The sequence below is a fragment of the Flavobacterium chuncheonense genome, assembly GCF_042686145.1.
In the GTDB taxonomy this organism is placed as follows: domain Bacteria; phylum Bacteroidota; class Bacteroidia; order Flavobacteriales; family Flavobacteriaceae; genus Flavobacterium; species Flavobacterium chuncheonense.
In genome coordinates this window covers 342,592-356,180 of the sequence record NZ_JBHUPC010000013.1, presented here as the reverse complement: position 1 = coordinate 356,180, position 13,589 = coordinate 342,592, and the positions used below count along the sequence as shown (strand labels likewise).

Genomic DNA, 13,589 nt, shown 5'->3' with positions numbered 1-13,589 from the left:
CTTATTATAAACAATCAAATTGTAAATTTGCAACATGATTGACATTCAAAAAGTAAGAGCCGATTTTCCTATACTTTCACAAAAAGTGAATGGGAAACCTTTAGTATATTTTGACAATGGTGCTACTGCACAAAAACCGCAAGTAGTAATTGATGCTATTTCAAAATATTATAATGAAATAAACGCTAATATTCATCGTGGTGTACACACTTTAAGTCAACTAGCTACAGATGCTTATGAAGCTTCAAGAAATACAATTCAGCAGCATTTAAATGCTAAACATAACCATGAAATTATTTTTACATCTGGAACTACTTTCGGAATTAATTTAGTGGCTAATGGTTTTGCAAGTTTGTTAAATGCTAATGATGAAGTTATGGTTTCTGCATTGGAACACCATAGTAACATAGTGCCTTGGCAGTTTTTATGTGAAAAAACAGGTGCGAAGTTGGTTGTAATACCAATGAACGAAAAAGGGGAATTAGAAATGTCTGCTTTTGATAGTTTACTTTCAGAAAAAACGAAAGTTGTTACAGTAAACCATATTTCAAATGCATTAGGAACGGTAAATCCTATTGAATATATTATTGAAAAAGCGCATCAAGTAGGAGCTGCTGTTTTAATTGATGGGGCGCAAGCTACACCGCATTTACGTCCAGATGTTCAAGCTTTAGATTGTGATTTTTATGTGTTTTCAGGACATAAGGTTTGTGGACCAACGGGTGTTGGGGTTTTATATGGTAAAGAAGAGTGGTTGCGAAAATTGCCACCCTATCAAGGCGGAGGTGAAATGATTGCTGAGGTTACTTTTGAAAAAACAACATATGCAGATTTGCCGCATAAATTCGAAGCGGGAACACCAAACATTGCTGGCGGAATCGTCCTTGGTACAGCGTTGGATTATATGAACGGAATAGGTTTCGACAATATAGCGGCATATGAACAAGAATTATTAGAATACGGAACCAAACGATTATTAGAATTAGATGGCGTAACTATTTATGGAACTGGAGATAAGAAAGCATCTGTAATTTCATTCAATTTGGAAGGAATTCACCCATATGATATTGGCACGATTATCGATAAGTTAGGTATAGCAGTACGAACAGGACATCACTGTGCACAACCAATTATGAATTTCTTTGGAATTCCTGGAACAATACGAGCAAGTTTTGCTTTTTATAATACTATGGAAGAGATTGATATATTTGTAGAAGCGGTTAAAAAAGCGCAAATGATGTTATCTTAAAATTTAAAATTTATGAAAACAATTACCTACTTAGCCATACTGTTGTTTACCATCACGGGCTGTAAATGTCACAAGACAACAATTGAAAATGCTGGTACAACAGCTGAAACTATGAAATTACAACAAAATCTACCAGAGCTGGTATATGAGTCTTTAACTAGAGGTTTTTACCAAAAGATAACGATTGAACAAGGTAAATTTTTGGTGCAAGATGCTAGTGATGCAAAACCAAAAGAAGTTGCTTTAACTGATACCGATATTGAAGCACTTTACAAAGCTTACGCAGCTATTGATGTAAAACAGTTGAGTGCTTTAAAGGCACCAACGGAAAAGCGTTTTTACGATGGAGCACCAATCACTTATCTAGCAATCACTTCAGGTGGTGAAGAATATAAAACACCTGATTTTGATGGTGGATATCCTCCAGCTTACATAGAAAACTTAGTGAATACAATATTAAAAATCGAAGCAAAAAAGCAATAAAAAATGACGATACAAGCCATACAAGATGAAATAGTAGATGAGTTTTCAATGTTTGATGATTGGATGCAACGTTATGAGTACATCATTGAACTTGGAAAATCGTTACCTTTAATAGCGGAAGAATATAAAACAGAAGACAATATTATCAAAGGTTGTCAATCAAAAGTATGGGTTCATGGTGAGAATCAAGAGGGCAACATTGTTTTCACTGCGGATAGTGATGCCATTTTAACAAAAGGAATCATTGCGATTTTGATACGCGTATTTTCCAATCAATCACCACAAGCTATTTTGGATGCCAATACTGATTTTATTGATGAAATTGGTTTAAAAGAGCATTTGTCTCCAACACGTGCAAACGGTTTGGTGTCAATGATAAAACAAATAAAAATGTACGCTTTAGCTTTTCAAGCAAAGCAATAATTAAATAAAAGATATGGAAGAATTTAACGATACAATAAACCTAGGCGAAAGCGTAGTGAAAGTTTTAAAAGGAATTTATGACCCTGAAATTCCTGTGGATATCTATGAGTTAGGATTAATCTACGATGTTATGATTAATGAGGATAACGATGTTAAAGTCTTAATGACTTTGACTTCGCCGAATTGTCCTGTAGCTGAAACATTGCCAATGGAAGTAGAAGAGAAAATCAAATCTATTGATGCTGTTAAATCTTGTGAAGTAGAAATCACATTCGATCCGCCATGGAGTAAAGATTTAATGAGTGAAGAGGCAAAATTAGAACTTGGAATGCTTTAATAAAAAAGCAATTGCTTTGATATGGACGAGATTGTAAATAAAGTTGCGAACAGCAAACTTGAAGTTTTCGATTTAGAGGATTACTTTCCAAAAGCACCCATTGTAGAATTGGATATTTCGCAATGGTTGTTAGAAGGTTTTATTTTAAAAGAGAAAGATTTTAGAGAAACATTAAAGAACTACGAATGGCAGCAATTTTCAGGACAAAATGTAGCGCTTTTCTGCGTTACAGATGCTATTTTGCCTGCATGGACGTATAGTTTAGTGGCAACTTATTTAGCGCCTTTTGCAAATGCAATTGTTCAAGGTGATAAAAAAGCAATGTTGTTATCGCTCTATCAAAAGGAACTTTCTAAAATTGATTTTCAATTTTACGCAGATAAACCTGTAATTTTAAAAGGATGTTCCAATAAACCCGTTCCAAATGAGGTTTATGTTTTAGCTATCCAAGAATTACAAAAAGTAGGCAGAAGTGTTATGTTTGGTGAGGCATGTTCGGCTGTTCCTTTGTACAAAAAGGGTAAATAATCGATAAAAAGTACATTTTAAAGAATCGCGTTTTGTGTTCTTAGCAGATTCTACTATTTTTAGGAATTAGATATTTTAAATATAGAGGTATGAAGAAAGTATTATGGATTTCATTGTTTGTTAGTTCAATTGGTTTTGCACAAGAGACTGTTGTTGATTCTACAAAACATTGGACAAAAAAGGGTGTTTTTACATTATTAGCCAATCAATCATCGTTTAGCAATTGGCAAGCGGGTGGAGACAATAACTTTGCTGGTAACGTCAACATTAATTATGACTTTAATTATAAAAATGGTGACTGGAACTGGGATAACAAATTAATTGTTGCTTACGGTTTAACCAAAATTAAAGGAGAGGATGCTCAAAAGACAGATGATAGAATAGAGTTTAACTCATTACTGGGTAAAAAGGCTTCAGGGTACTGGTTTTATTCTGCTTTCTTCAATTTTAAAACGCAAATGGACTCTGGTTTTGATCCAGATGATAGAACCATGAAAATCTCGCATTTCTTTTCGCCAGCTTATTTTCAAGCAGGTCCTGGTATGTTGTGGAAAAAGAGTGATAACTTGAAAGTTAATATCGCTCCAGCAACTTCAAAAATCATTGTTGTTGATGATCATTTTACAGCCTTTGATTCTTCATTTGGTGTTGAGCAAGGTGAGACATTACGTTATGAGCTTGGAGCTGCTATAAATGGGTATTACAAGTTTAATATCATGCAAAATGTTTCTGTTGAAAATATTTTAAATTTGTATTCTAATTACCTTGAAGATCCACAAAACGTAGATTTGGATTATCAATTGAATATTGTGATGAAAATCAACAAGTATTTGTCAACGAATTTTGCTTTCCAAACGATTTATGACGATAACGCCTTTAGAGGTTTTCAGACGCGTCAAGTTATTGGTTTAGGATTTAATGCTAATTTTTAATTCGGTTTTATATAGAACTAAAAAAAGACCTCTTTCAAAGAGGTCTTTTTTTATTCATTATCAACAGCATCTTTATAATCCGGATATAAAAACTTGTTATATGGGAATCGTGTGACGTGAATTTCACGTACTGCTTCGTATACTTTTTCACGAAATTCTTCAAAATTCAATTTATCAGTTGCGGAGATAAACAATGCATTATTTTCACCCATTTTACTCATCCATGTGCTTTTCCATTCGTCAAGTGTATAATGTTTGGATTCTTTTTCTATTTCCAAATTGTCTTCATCAAAATAAACGGGCTTATACGCATCTATTTTGTTGAAAACCATAATAGTTGGCTTGTCATCACTTTTGATTTCTTTTAAAATGTCATTTACAGAAGCAATGTGATCTTCAAAATCAGGATGCGAAATGTCGACTACATGCAATAATAAATCGGCCTCTCTTACTTCATCTAAGGTGCTTTTAAATGATTCAACTAGCTGAGTTGGAAGTTTTCTTATAAAACCCACCGTGTCGCTTAAAAGAAACGGTAAATTTTTAATTACGGTTTTACGAACAGTGGTGTCTAATGTTGCGAATAGTTTATTTTCGACAAAAACATCACTCTTTCCAATAGCGTTCATTAGTGTTGATTTCCCCACATTGGTATAACCTACTAAAGCAACACGAACCATAGCGCCACGGTTGCCTCTTTGAATGGCCATTTGTTTGTCAATGGTTTTTATTTTGTCTTTTAGCAAGGCAATTCTATCGCGAACAATACGTCTATCCGTTTCAATTTCCGTTTCCCCCGGACCACGCATACCAATACCTCCTCGTTGACGTTCTAAGTGGGTCCACATACCAGTTAATCGTGGTAATAAATATTGATATTGGGCAAGTTCAACCTGAGTTCGTGCGTAAGAAGTTTGAGCACGTTGGGCAAAAATATCCAAGATTAGATTGGTACGGTCTAATACTTTACAATCATCACCAAACTCACGGTTGATGTTTTTTTGTTGTGAAGGCGATAATTCATCGTCAAAAATAACCGTTGAAATTTCGTTTTCTTTCACAAAACATTTAATTTCTTCCAGCTTTCCTGAGCCTACAAACGTTTTAGGATTGGGCTTGTCCATTTTTTGCCAAAAGCGTTTGATTACTTCTCCTCCAGCTGTAAAGGTCAAAAATTCCAATTCGTCAAGATATTCTCTTAGCTTTTCTTCGTCTTGATTTTGGGTTACAATACCTACAACAACTGTTTTTTCAAAAATATGATTGTCTTTTTCTAACATAGTCTTTCTTTATCATTACAAAAGTACAATTATTTGCTATAAAAAAACGCCCTAGTTATAGGGCGTTTTTGGGTTTGTTAAAGTTACGGATTAATTACTCTTTTATTAGTATAGTAAAATCAGTTTCTCCAGTAGTTTCATTAGGTTGTGCAACTTCCATCATATTAGATGTCAATTGAATAATTGTAAGCGGTTGTTCCACAACTATAGTTTCATTGTTCACTACTTGTTCGTATTGTAAAGAAATGTTGTTGACACCATAACTGTAACTTCCATTTATTTGATCACTAGTACAGTTGTCGTTTTCTGTGTAGAAGGTGTTTAATTCAAAACTTTCAGCAGTAAACAAAATATTGTCATTGCCACATTCGTTTACATAATCTTCGTATATAACAAAGTTTTCTTCACCAATATTTTCAATATGACCAACTTGAGAGATGTTCCACTTTCCAATTAGTGGATTTTGAATTTGATCTATTTGTGTAGTGTCATTGTCTTCACAACTTACCAAAGTAAAGATGCATAAAACGTATACAGTCTTAAAAATTATCTTTTTCATTTGCTACTGATTTTATTGTGCAAAAACTTTTACATCATCAACTTGAAATGCACCGTCTAAAGTTGTATTTGTACCTGAACCTCTAAATTTGAACGCAACATATACCGTTCCGTTGTAAGCTGAAATATCCACTGATGAACTTAAAAATTCATACCAAGAAGTAGCCATTGTTGGTAAGTTTGGTGTTGACAAGGTTGTCCAAGTAGCCCCTAAAACATTTGTTCCATCATAATCAGTAGAAATTAAAACTTCTAAACTATTGTCTGGAGAGTCCACATCAAGGTGATGTTGTGCTACTTTAAATTGTAATTGTTTGTTGCTGAATGTCGCTAAATCAATAGCTGGAGTAACTAACCAAACCACATTTAAGGCTTGAGCGTTAAATGCGCTAAACTCTGCATAACCATTTCCGCTGAATGTTTTTTCTCTCCATACCCAAGAGCCGCTTTCCGCAAAATTTGTCCAACCCGGAATATCTAAATTTGTATTGTTAGTAGCCGATTGAAAGTCTTCGCTAAATACAGCTTCGATTCTGTTACCATCAAGTATAACATCGCTTTCATAACGTGCCATAAATTGATAATCACTGTTGTATTTTGTTAATACACCTCTCACTTTACCATTTCCTGAGGCAACTGCGTGGTGTGCAAATGAAGCAAAACTACTTGTTCTAAAGATTACTGTATTTCCAGCAGCATCTTCTAGATAATGATTGGTTGCTCCTCCAATATCATTTGTAGGGTCATAATAATTTTTACCCAATGCTGCAGATGTAAATTGTACCCCATCTAATTCTACCAATTTGTTTAAATTGTTGTCATTTAATAACTCAGCTATTGTAAGACTTTGGATTAATTCTTCTTCGTTTAGAATTGTACAAGAAGGGAATAATATGCTTCTAACATCAGTTGCTGGAATTCTACCAACCTCAACAGAACCATCTGTGTCAAGGTAGATACCACCGATACGCATACCGCCATATTTAACATCTGTGTATAAGTTTTTCATTTTAATTAAAACTTTTCTTCCTGGTTCAAAGTTGACAAATGTTGAGGTTGCATCAACTGGTATGCTAAAAGCATCTGAACCATCTAAAGTTTGCATCGAAATTGATTTGTAAAAATTTCCATCGCGATCGCTTGAAGTAACATACGCTTCTATAACTTCATCTTCCGTGTATTGTGTTACTGTTGCGCTAGCAGGGATGTCTGAAACTTCTTTCGTTTTTATTAGAGAAGTTTCGATACAGTCTAAATTTGGTGTAGAATAACTATCGTCGTTCACGCAAGAGATAAATGCTAAGGCACTTAAAACTGTTAAAAAAGCTGGTTTTAAAATTGAGTTTTTCATATCGTTGTGAGCTGTTTTTTAAAAATTAAAATAAAAGTTTACAAAGTAGTTTCTTCCGTAAGCGTAGAAATATTTAGCACCAAAACTTGGTGTTCCATTTGCTGCATCCTGATTGTACTCACGGTAATTTGCATTTCTAGCTTGTTCGTATCCGCCTGTTTTATAGCGTAAATCAAAAACGTTATTGATAGAAGCGAAGAAGCCAAAGGTGTTACGGTTTTTACTACTTACTCTCCAAGATTTTCCTCCTTGTAGATTCAATAAGTAGATATCATCAAATTGCTCTTGTTTTAATAGCTCTCGAGTTCTTTCTTCTGTAATTTCAGGGAAAGGTGAACCGTTTGCACTCGCTGGGTTTCTCAAGAAACTGTTTGTTCTTAGAATTGGTGAAATATCCAAATACGAACCGCCTAGGTAGTTATAGTTGGCTCCAATCCACCAAAAATGAGGATCACGGTATTCGATTCCAATTGAAGCTGCTTGTTGCGGCATTCCTGGTTGTTTGTAATCTTTTAAATGTGTTTGACCATAGTCGATTGCTGGGTAAACATTATTGGCATTAGCCAAACGATCACTAACTAGGTTTACATTCGGATTGTTGGTATAGATATACTGACCATACGAACCGGAAGCCATAACTTTAATGGTTGAAGTTAATTGGTATTCCATACCCAACTCAAGTCCAGCATTTTGTTTATCAAGACCAGTAACTACTTCATTAACGAAACCATTTGTGTCTTGCGAACCATTTCCTAGGTCTTCAAAAGTACCTTCTGCAAAGAAAAAGCCAACTTCCGTTGCATTTTTTATTTTAGAATAAAATGCCGTTAACCTTGATTTGAATTTTGGTGCACGAATGATATAACTAAGGTCTCCACCTGCAACAATTTGACTCTCTAAATTAGGGATGGAAAAATTGTTCAATCTTGCATTTGGAAATGCGTTACGTAAAGTAGGAGCTACAGACATGTAAACTGCATTTACATCCAACATGTGTCTACCGGTGAACTTATAAGTTGCGCCTCCTTTGAATCCGAAATTATCAAAAGCAACTTTTTCACTTTTTCCAAAAGAGCTTGTTGGGTAATAACCATTTCGGTATAAACCTTCTCTTTGATATTCTGATCTTGTGAATGATTGTGATAAATAGAAATCTATTTTATTATAATTGAACTTAAACTGCGTAAATGCATCAATTACATTAGCATACAGTTTATAATTGTAACCGTATTTGTCACCTACACCAACTGTTCTGTATGGATTGTTTAAATCGGTTTGTTGTTGACTACTGTTGTTTCCGAAATTATCAATATCAACAAAATAAGCTCCACCCAAAAGATCTCTTAAGTATTGATAATTATGTGATCTTAGATTTTTGTAGTTTACTGCAGCATTCATGTTAATATGATCCGATAGTGTCGCTTTTAAAATGGAGTTGGCTGTCCATTGTGTGTCACTTGTGCGGTCTTCGTACCACACATATTTACTTTGACTTGGTGCTCTACCAATTTCGACATTGTTTTCATCAATAATAGGAGTTGTATTGGCACGGTACATGTTATTCCAATCCAATTGTTGATTTTGGTAAAATGGTGCGTTAGCAGCTAAAGCATAATTTGGCATAAATACACCTCCTAAACCTCCCGGTAGATATTGTTCAGGTGCATTTTGACTTACATAAGCGGGGTCGTTTTCATAATAATTTATGAAATAACTAGGTAAGTTTCTGTAATATGTTGGATCTGGATTTGAAACCCCTTGAAAATCAATTCTAGTGTTTCCTATATAACCTGTTTGTACTGCGACATTTGTATTTAATGATACTTTCTCATTGATTTTCCAATAATGGGATAGCATATTTATAGGTTCTTCTACATTTTTATCACGTGAATTTCTTTTCTTTCCATCTTGCCAACCCCAATAGGAATTGTAGTTTTCGCCCATAAGGTCAATAACTTCTTGTGTGTTTGGAGAGTTTTTACCCCTACTGTTTTGGGCATATATAGAAGTAAAATTTAAGCTGTGTTTTTCGTTAATTTTTTTCTCAACAGATGCAAACAGCGAGTTTGCACTATAATCGGTTCCGTCAAAATAACCTTCTTCTGCCCATCGTCTCGAACCTGACACTACAAAAGCCCATCCTTTTTTGTTAAATCCAGAAGCATGAGTAACCATAGCTCGCCAACTGTAATTTGTATTAGCTCCTGAAAAAGTTAAACGTGTACCAGTGCGGTAGTGAGAAGCTCTTGTGTTGATTTCTTGAGTTCCCAATATCCCACCAAAAGTATAGTCTGAAGGCGCTGTACCCATGGTGAACTCTTGGTTTCTAGTGGCATCGTTTAATCCACCCCAATTGCTCCATTGTGGTCGACCATCGTAAATTTTATTCATGGCCACACCATTAATCATAGTAGTTCCATATTCATTGTCTAATCCGCGAACTCTAAAGCGTGCTTGACCCCAGTTGAATGCTGCCGCTTGTTGATAAGTATCGCGGGAAGCCTGTAATAATCCAGAAGTACTTTCGGAGCCAGTGTTTTCATCACCTAAATCTCCTTCAGTGATGGTTACTAGACTTAATTGTAGTTCTGAGGTAATATCTTCTTCTAGAAAAATAGTTCCCAAATCTATTGTTTCTCCTTGAGAGGGTTCCAAGGTAAAATTTTGGGTTTTGTAGCCAGAATAGCTAATGATTAAGGTTGATTCAATTGTAGGTAAGCTTTTAAATTCAAAATTACCTTGAGCATTTGTCACTACGGATATACTTGAGCTTTTTATTGTCGCTTCAACATTCTGGAGTGGTTTTTGACTTTTAGAATCAACTACTTTTCCTTTTAACGCGGGATTTTGTTGTGCATGCATAACAAATACAAATACGCAAAAAAGGGCATGAAGTAATAGTTTTTTCATAAACAAGATTGAAATTAATATTAATTTAAAAGTTAAGAAATTAAAACTTAACAGTATACAAAGGTATAATTTTTGTTATAATTATATAACTTTGCTATCTTGTTTGTGATAAATTTGATACTAACATAACATTGATTTTATGAAAATGAAACAAACGCTACTATTTATTGTGGTTTTTTTGACTTTAAATCTAGCCATTGGTCAGAATAAAAAATTCAAACTGCATACGGTAGCTTTTTATAACCTTGAAAACTTATTTGATACAATTAAGGATCCTATTAATTACGATGAGGAATACACTCCAGTCAAAGGATGGACATCTAAAAATTACAAAAAAAAGTTAGAAAATTTAAGTAAAGTGATAGCCGAACTAGGTATTAGTGATGTTCAGAAAAATACTCCTGTACTTATAGGTGTTTGTGAAGTTGAAAACAGAGGAGTATTAGAAGATTTAATAAAAGAATCTAAAATGGTTGATTTAGGCTATAATATTATCCATTTTGATTCTCCGGATAGAAGAGGTATTGATGTTGCCCTATTATACCAAGGGAAATATTTTACCCCAACAAGCTACACGAACATACCTTTGTATATTTACAAAGATATGTTGGATACCAAAAAAGGTAAACCGGAATCAAACGAGGACGATGATGAAGATAAATCTTTTGCAAATGATGGTTCAAAAAGAGTCTACACGCGTGATCAATTGTTGGTTACTGGTCTTTTAGATGGTGAAGAAATCAGTGTCATTGTAAATCACTGGCCATCGCGTTCAGGTGGAGAGAAGAGGAGTAGTCCCTATCGTGAAGCAGCAGGTAAATTGAACCGAAAAATCATTGATTCTCTCTATAAGATTAATCCTAATGCAAAAATTATTACCATGGGTGATTTAAATGATGACCCTGTTAATAAAAGTGTAAAAAAAGAGATTGGTACAGTTGAAAAAAGAGAAGACATTCAAGCTTATGGCATGTATAATCCTATGGAAAAAATGTACAAAAATGGAGAAGGAACTCTAGGATATAGAGATGCTTGGAATCTGTTTGATCAAATAATAGTGTCCGAACCGTTTGTCCGTAAAGAGTATAGTACTTGGACTTATTTCAAAACGGGACGATTTATAAAACCCTATTTAATCGAAAGTGAAGGTAGGTGGAAAGGTTATCCGAAACGAAATTCAAATGGAGTTCCGGGTTATAGTGATCATCTCCCGGTTTATATTTATTTGGTTAAAGAAGCGCAGTAGCGCATTAAGTTATAAAAAGGCTAGTTTTGATTTTATTCAAACTAGCCTTTTTCTTTTTTAGTAACTTTACAATTAAAATATATAAAAATGAGTATTGCAAAACCATTCAATTTGTCAAAGTGGATAGAGGATAATCGCAGTTTGTTGAAACCTCCAGTTGGCAATAAAAATTTATATGTAGATTCTGGTGATTATATCGTTATGATTGTTGCTGGACCAAATGCTCGAAAAGATTACCACTTTAATGAAACCGAAGAATTGTTTTACCAATTAGAAGGTGAAATTGTAGTTTATATTCAAGAAGATGGCCAGAAAAAAGCGATGGAACTAAAAGCGGGTGACATGTATTTGCATCCTGCAAAAATTCCACATTCTCCAGTGCGTAAGGAAAATTCTATTGGTTTAGTTATTGAGCGAAAGCGTGCAGGAAAAGGTTTTACAGATGGCTTGTTATGGTATTGTGATACCTGTAATGAGAAATTACACGAAGTTTATTTTGAATTACATAATATTGAAAAAGATTTCTTACCCCATTTCAAAGATTTTTATACTTCACATGACAAAAGAACATGTAAAAAGTGCGGTACTGTAATGGAATCCGACAAACGTTTTTTAGCTGATAGTGATAAATAACTAATTCATAATCTTGTGTTTTCAAGATTCGGTTTAAATTGATACATTTGTGTTTTTAACAAAAATAAGTAAAAAAGTTATAATGTCAACAATAGCGGAACAGTTCAAAATGCAAGAAGCATTAGAGATTTTAGGTATAAAACCTATTAACGATGGGTCATCAACAGGAAGTGAGTGGTTTTCTAATGGTGAACTTATTGAAAGTTATTCACCTGTAGACGGACAATTAATTGGTAAAGTCCGTACTACTACTAAAGAAGATTACGAGCGTGTAATGGAAAAGGCTACAACTGCTTTTAAAACTTTTAGAGCAATGCCTGCTCCACAACGTGGAGAAATTGTACGTCAATTTGGAAATAAATTAAGGGAGTTAAAAGAGCCACTAGGAAAATTGGTTTCTTATGAAATGGGGAAATCACTTCAAGAAGGTTATGGTGAGGTTCAAGAAATGATTGACATCTGTGACTTTGCCGTTGGCTTGTCACGTCAGTTGAACGGTCAAGTGATTCCTTCGGAGCGTCCTGGACACGTTATGCGTGAGCAATGGCATCCAATTGGGGTAGTAGGAATTATTTCTGCATTTAATTTTCCCGTTGCTGTTTGGTCGTGGAATACAGCTTTAGCATGGATTTGTGGAGATGTTTGCGTTTGGAAGGCTTCAGAAAAAGCACCTTTGTGTTCGGTAGCTTGTCAAAATATAATTGCTGATATTTTAAAAGCTAATGGTTTGCCAGAAGGTATTTCATGTATCGTTAATGGTGATTATAGAGTAGGTGAAATGATTACTTCAGATACTCGTATACCGCTTGTTTCGGCTACAGGATCGACTCGAATGGGTAGAATTGTTGGGGCTAAAGTTGCAGAACGATTTGGTAAATCGTTATTGGAATTAGGCGGAAATAACGCTATCATCATTACACCTACAGCCGATTTAAAAGTGGTGGTTCCGGGTGCGGTATTTGGTGCTGTAGGAACTTGTGGTCAACGTTGTACGTCTACACGTCGTTTAATTATCCATGAATCGGTTTATGATAAAGTACGCGATGCTATTGTAGGAGCGTATGGTCAAATTAAATTAGGTAATCCATTAGATGAGAAAAATCATGTTGGACCACTTATCGATACCGATGCAGTTAATACTTATTTAGCGGCTATTGAAAAAGCGAAAGCTGAGGGGGGAAAAGTATTGGTTGAAGGTGGTGTTTTAACTGGAGAAGGTTACGAAAGCGGATGTTATGTGAAACCAGCCATTATTGAGGCTGAAAATCATTTTGAAATTGTACAACACGAAACATTTGCTCCGATTTTATATTTGATGAAGTATAATGGTGAAGTTGAAAATGCAATTGATATTCAAAATGGAGTTGCGCAAGGATTATCCTCTTCAATTATGACCAATAGCATGAAAGAAGCGGAGAAGTTCTTGTCTTTTGCAGGTTCTGATTGTGGCATTGCCAATGTTAATATTGGAACTTCAGGAGCAGAAATTGGGGGTGCTTTTGGGGGTGAAAAAGAAACAGGTGGCGGACGTGAGTCGGGATCAGATGCTTGGAAAGTGTATATGAGACGACAAACCAATACCGTTAATTATTCGGATCAATTGCCTTTAGCACAAGGAATCAAATTTGATTTGTAATATTATTTAGATATAAAAAATCC

The 13,589-nt window shown here is 34.7% G+C and carries 13 protein-coding genes; 9 read left to right on the top strand and 4 right to left on the bottom strand.

The window, feature by feature from the left end:
* Positions 1–34 precede the first annotated feature (34 nt).
* The 6 genes from ACFS5J_RS09145 (at position 35) to ACFS5J_RS09120 (ending at position 3,952) form a co-directional block, all read left to right on the top strand.
* Positions 35–1,249 carry an aminotransferase class V-fold PLP-dependent enzyme gene (locus ACFS5J_RS09145; protein ID WP_379811812.1) on the top strand — a complete coding sequence of 405 codons (1,215 nt, stop codon included), beginning with the start codon at positions 35–37 and terminating at the stop codon, positions 1,247–1,249.
* A gap of 12 nt (positions 1,250–1,261) precedes the next feature.
* Entirely contained in the window at positions 1,262–1,732 is a 471-nt protein-coding gene (locus ACFS5J_RS09140; protein WP_379811811.1) for a hypothetical protein, read from the top strand.
* A gap of 3 nt (positions 1,733–1,735) precedes the next feature.
* Positions 1,736–2,155, top strand: coding sequence for a SufE family protein (locus tag ACFS5J_RS09135; protein ID WP_379811810.1), 420 nt, complete (start codon positions 1,736–1,738; stop codon positions 2,153–2,155).
* A 13-nt stretch (positions 2,156–2,168) separates the two neighbouring features.
* Positions 2,169–2,492, top strand: a complete 324-nt coding sequence (locus tag ACFS5J_RS09130) for an SUF system Fe-S cluster assembly protein (RefSeq protein ID WP_379811809.1) — start codon at positions 2,169–2,171, stop codon at positions 2,490–2,492.
* Between the two features lie 21 nt (positions 2,493–2,513).
* Positions 2,514–3,020, top strand: coding sequence for a DUF2480 family protein (locus tag ACFS5J_RS09125; RefSeq protein ID WP_379811808.1), 507 nt, complete (start codon positions 2,514–2,516; stop codon positions 3,018–3,020).
* 89 nt (positions 3,021–3,109) lie between these two features.
* On the top strand, positions 3,110–3,952 hold the full coding sequence (locus ACFS5J_RS09120) for a DUF3078 domain-containing protein (RefSeq protein ID WP_379811807.1): 843 nt from the start codon (positions 3,110–3,112) through the stop codon (positions 3,950–3,952).
* Positions 3,953–4,002: 50 nt separating this feature from the next.
* Here the strand turns inward: ACFS5J_RS09120 and hflX are convergent, their stop codons facing one another.
* From hflX to ACFS5J_RS09100, 4 genes are all read right to left on the bottom strand, one after another.
* Positions 4,003–5,232, bottom strand: coding sequence for a GTPase HflX (gene hflX, locus ACFS5J_RS09115; protein WP_379811806.1), 1,230 nt, complete (start codon positions 5,230–5,232; stop codon positions 4,003–4,005).
* Between the two features lie 94 nt (positions 5,233–5,326).
* Positions 5,327–5,791, bottom strand: coding sequence for a lipocalin family protein (locus tag ACFS5J_RS09110; RefSeq protein WP_379811804.1), 465 nt, complete (start codon positions 5,789–5,791; stop codon positions 5,327–5,329).
* Positions 5,792–5,803: 12 nt separating this feature from the next.
* Positions 5,804–7,141, bottom strand: a complete 1,338-nt coding sequence (locus ACFS5J_RS09105) for a DUF5689 domain-containing protein (RefSeq protein WP_379811802.1) — start codon at positions 7,139–7,141, stop codon at positions 5,804–5,806.
* A gap of 18 nt (positions 7,142–7,159) precedes the next feature.
* Positions 7,160–10,051, bottom strand: a complete 2,892-nt coding sequence (locus ACFS5J_RS09100) for a carboxypeptidase-like regulatory domain-containing protein (RefSeq protein WP_379811801.1) — start codon at positions 10,049–10,051, stop codon at positions 7,160–7,162.
* Positions 10,052–10,190: 139 nt separating this feature from the next.
* On the opposite strand from ACFS5J_RS09100, the gene ACFS5J_RS09095 reads away from it, so the two are divergent.
* The 3 genes from ACFS5J_RS09095 to amaB all read left to right on the top strand — a co-directional run bounded on the left by ACFS5J_RS09095 (position 10,191) and on the right by amaB (position 13,566).
* Positions 10,191–11,297, top strand: coding sequence for an endonuclease/exonuclease/phosphatase family protein (locus ACFS5J_RS09095; protein WP_379811800.1), 1,107 nt, complete (start codon positions 10,191–10,193; stop codon positions 11,295–11,297).
* Positions 11,298–11,384: 87 nt separating this feature from the next.
* Entirely contained in the window at positions 11,385–11,930 is a 546-nt protein-coding gene (locus ACFS5J_RS09090) for a 3-hydroxyanthranilate 3,4-dioxygenase (protein ID WP_379811799.1), read from the top strand.
* A gap of 82 nt (positions 11,931–12,012) precedes the next feature.
* Positions 12,013–13,566 (top strand): L-piperidine-6-carboxylate dehydrogenase, encoded by a 1,554-nt coding sequence (gene amaB / locus ACFS5J_RS09085; RefSeq protein WP_379811798.1) that lies wholly within the window; start codon positions 12,013–12,015, stop codon positions 13,564–13,566.
* Positions 13,567–13,589: the final 23 nt, after the last annotated feature.

Excerpts from the sequence above, each read along its gene's own strand:
- ACFS5J_RS09145 (WP_379811812.1), top strand. The coding sequence starts at position 35 with ATGATTGACATTCAAAAAGTAAGAGCCGATTTTCCTATACTTTCACAA.
- ACFS5J_RS09140 (WP_379811811.1), top strand. The coding sequence starts at position 1,262 with ATGAAAACAATTACCTACTTAGCCATACTGTTGTTTACCATCACGGGC.
- ACFS5J_RS09135 (WP_379811810.1), top strand. The coding sequence starts at position 1,736 with ATGACGATACAAGCCATACAAGATGAAATAGTAGATGAGTTTTCAATG.
- ACFS5J_RS09130 (WP_379811809.1), top strand. The coding sequence starts at position 2,169 with ATGGAAGAATTTAACGATACAATAAACCTAGGCGAAAGCGTAGTGAAA.
- ACFS5J_RS09125 (WP_379811808.1), top strand. The coding sequence starts at position 2,514 with ATGGACGAGATTGTAAATAAAGTTGCGAACAGCAAACTTGAAGTTTTC.
- ACFS5J_RS09120 (WP_379811807.1), top strand. The coding sequence starts at position 3,110 with ATGAAGAAAGTATTATGGATTTCATTGTTTGTTAGTTCAATTGGTTTT.
- hflX (WP_379811806.1), bottom strand. The coding sequence starts at position 5,232 with ATGTTAGAAAAAGACAATCATATTTTTGAAAAAACAGTTGTTGTAGGT.
- ACFS5J_RS09110 (WP_379811804.1), bottom strand. The coding sequence starts at position 5,791 with ATGAAAAAGATAATTTTTAAGACTGTATACGTTTTATGCATCTTTACT.
- ACFS5J_RS09105 (WP_379811802.1), bottom strand. The coding sequence starts at position 7,141 with ATGAAAAACTCAATTTTAAAACCAGCTTTTTTAACAGTTTTAAGTGCC.
- ACFS5J_RS09100 (WP_379811801.1), bottom strand. The coding sequence starts at position 10,051 with ATGAAAAAACTATTACTTCATGCCCTTTTTTGCGTATTTGTATTTGTT.
- ACFS5J_RS09095 (WP_379811800.1), top strand. The coding sequence starts at position 10,191 with ATGAAAATGAAACAAACGCTACTATTTATTGTGGTTTTTTTGACTTTA.
- ACFS5J_RS09090 (WP_379811799.1), top strand. The coding sequence starts at position 11,385 with ATGAGTATTGCAAAACCATTCAATTTGTCAAAGTGGATAGAGGATAAT.
- amaB (WP_379811798.1), top strand. The coding sequence starts at position 12,013 with ATGTCAACAATAGCGGAACAGTTCAAAATGCAAGAAGCATTAGAGATT.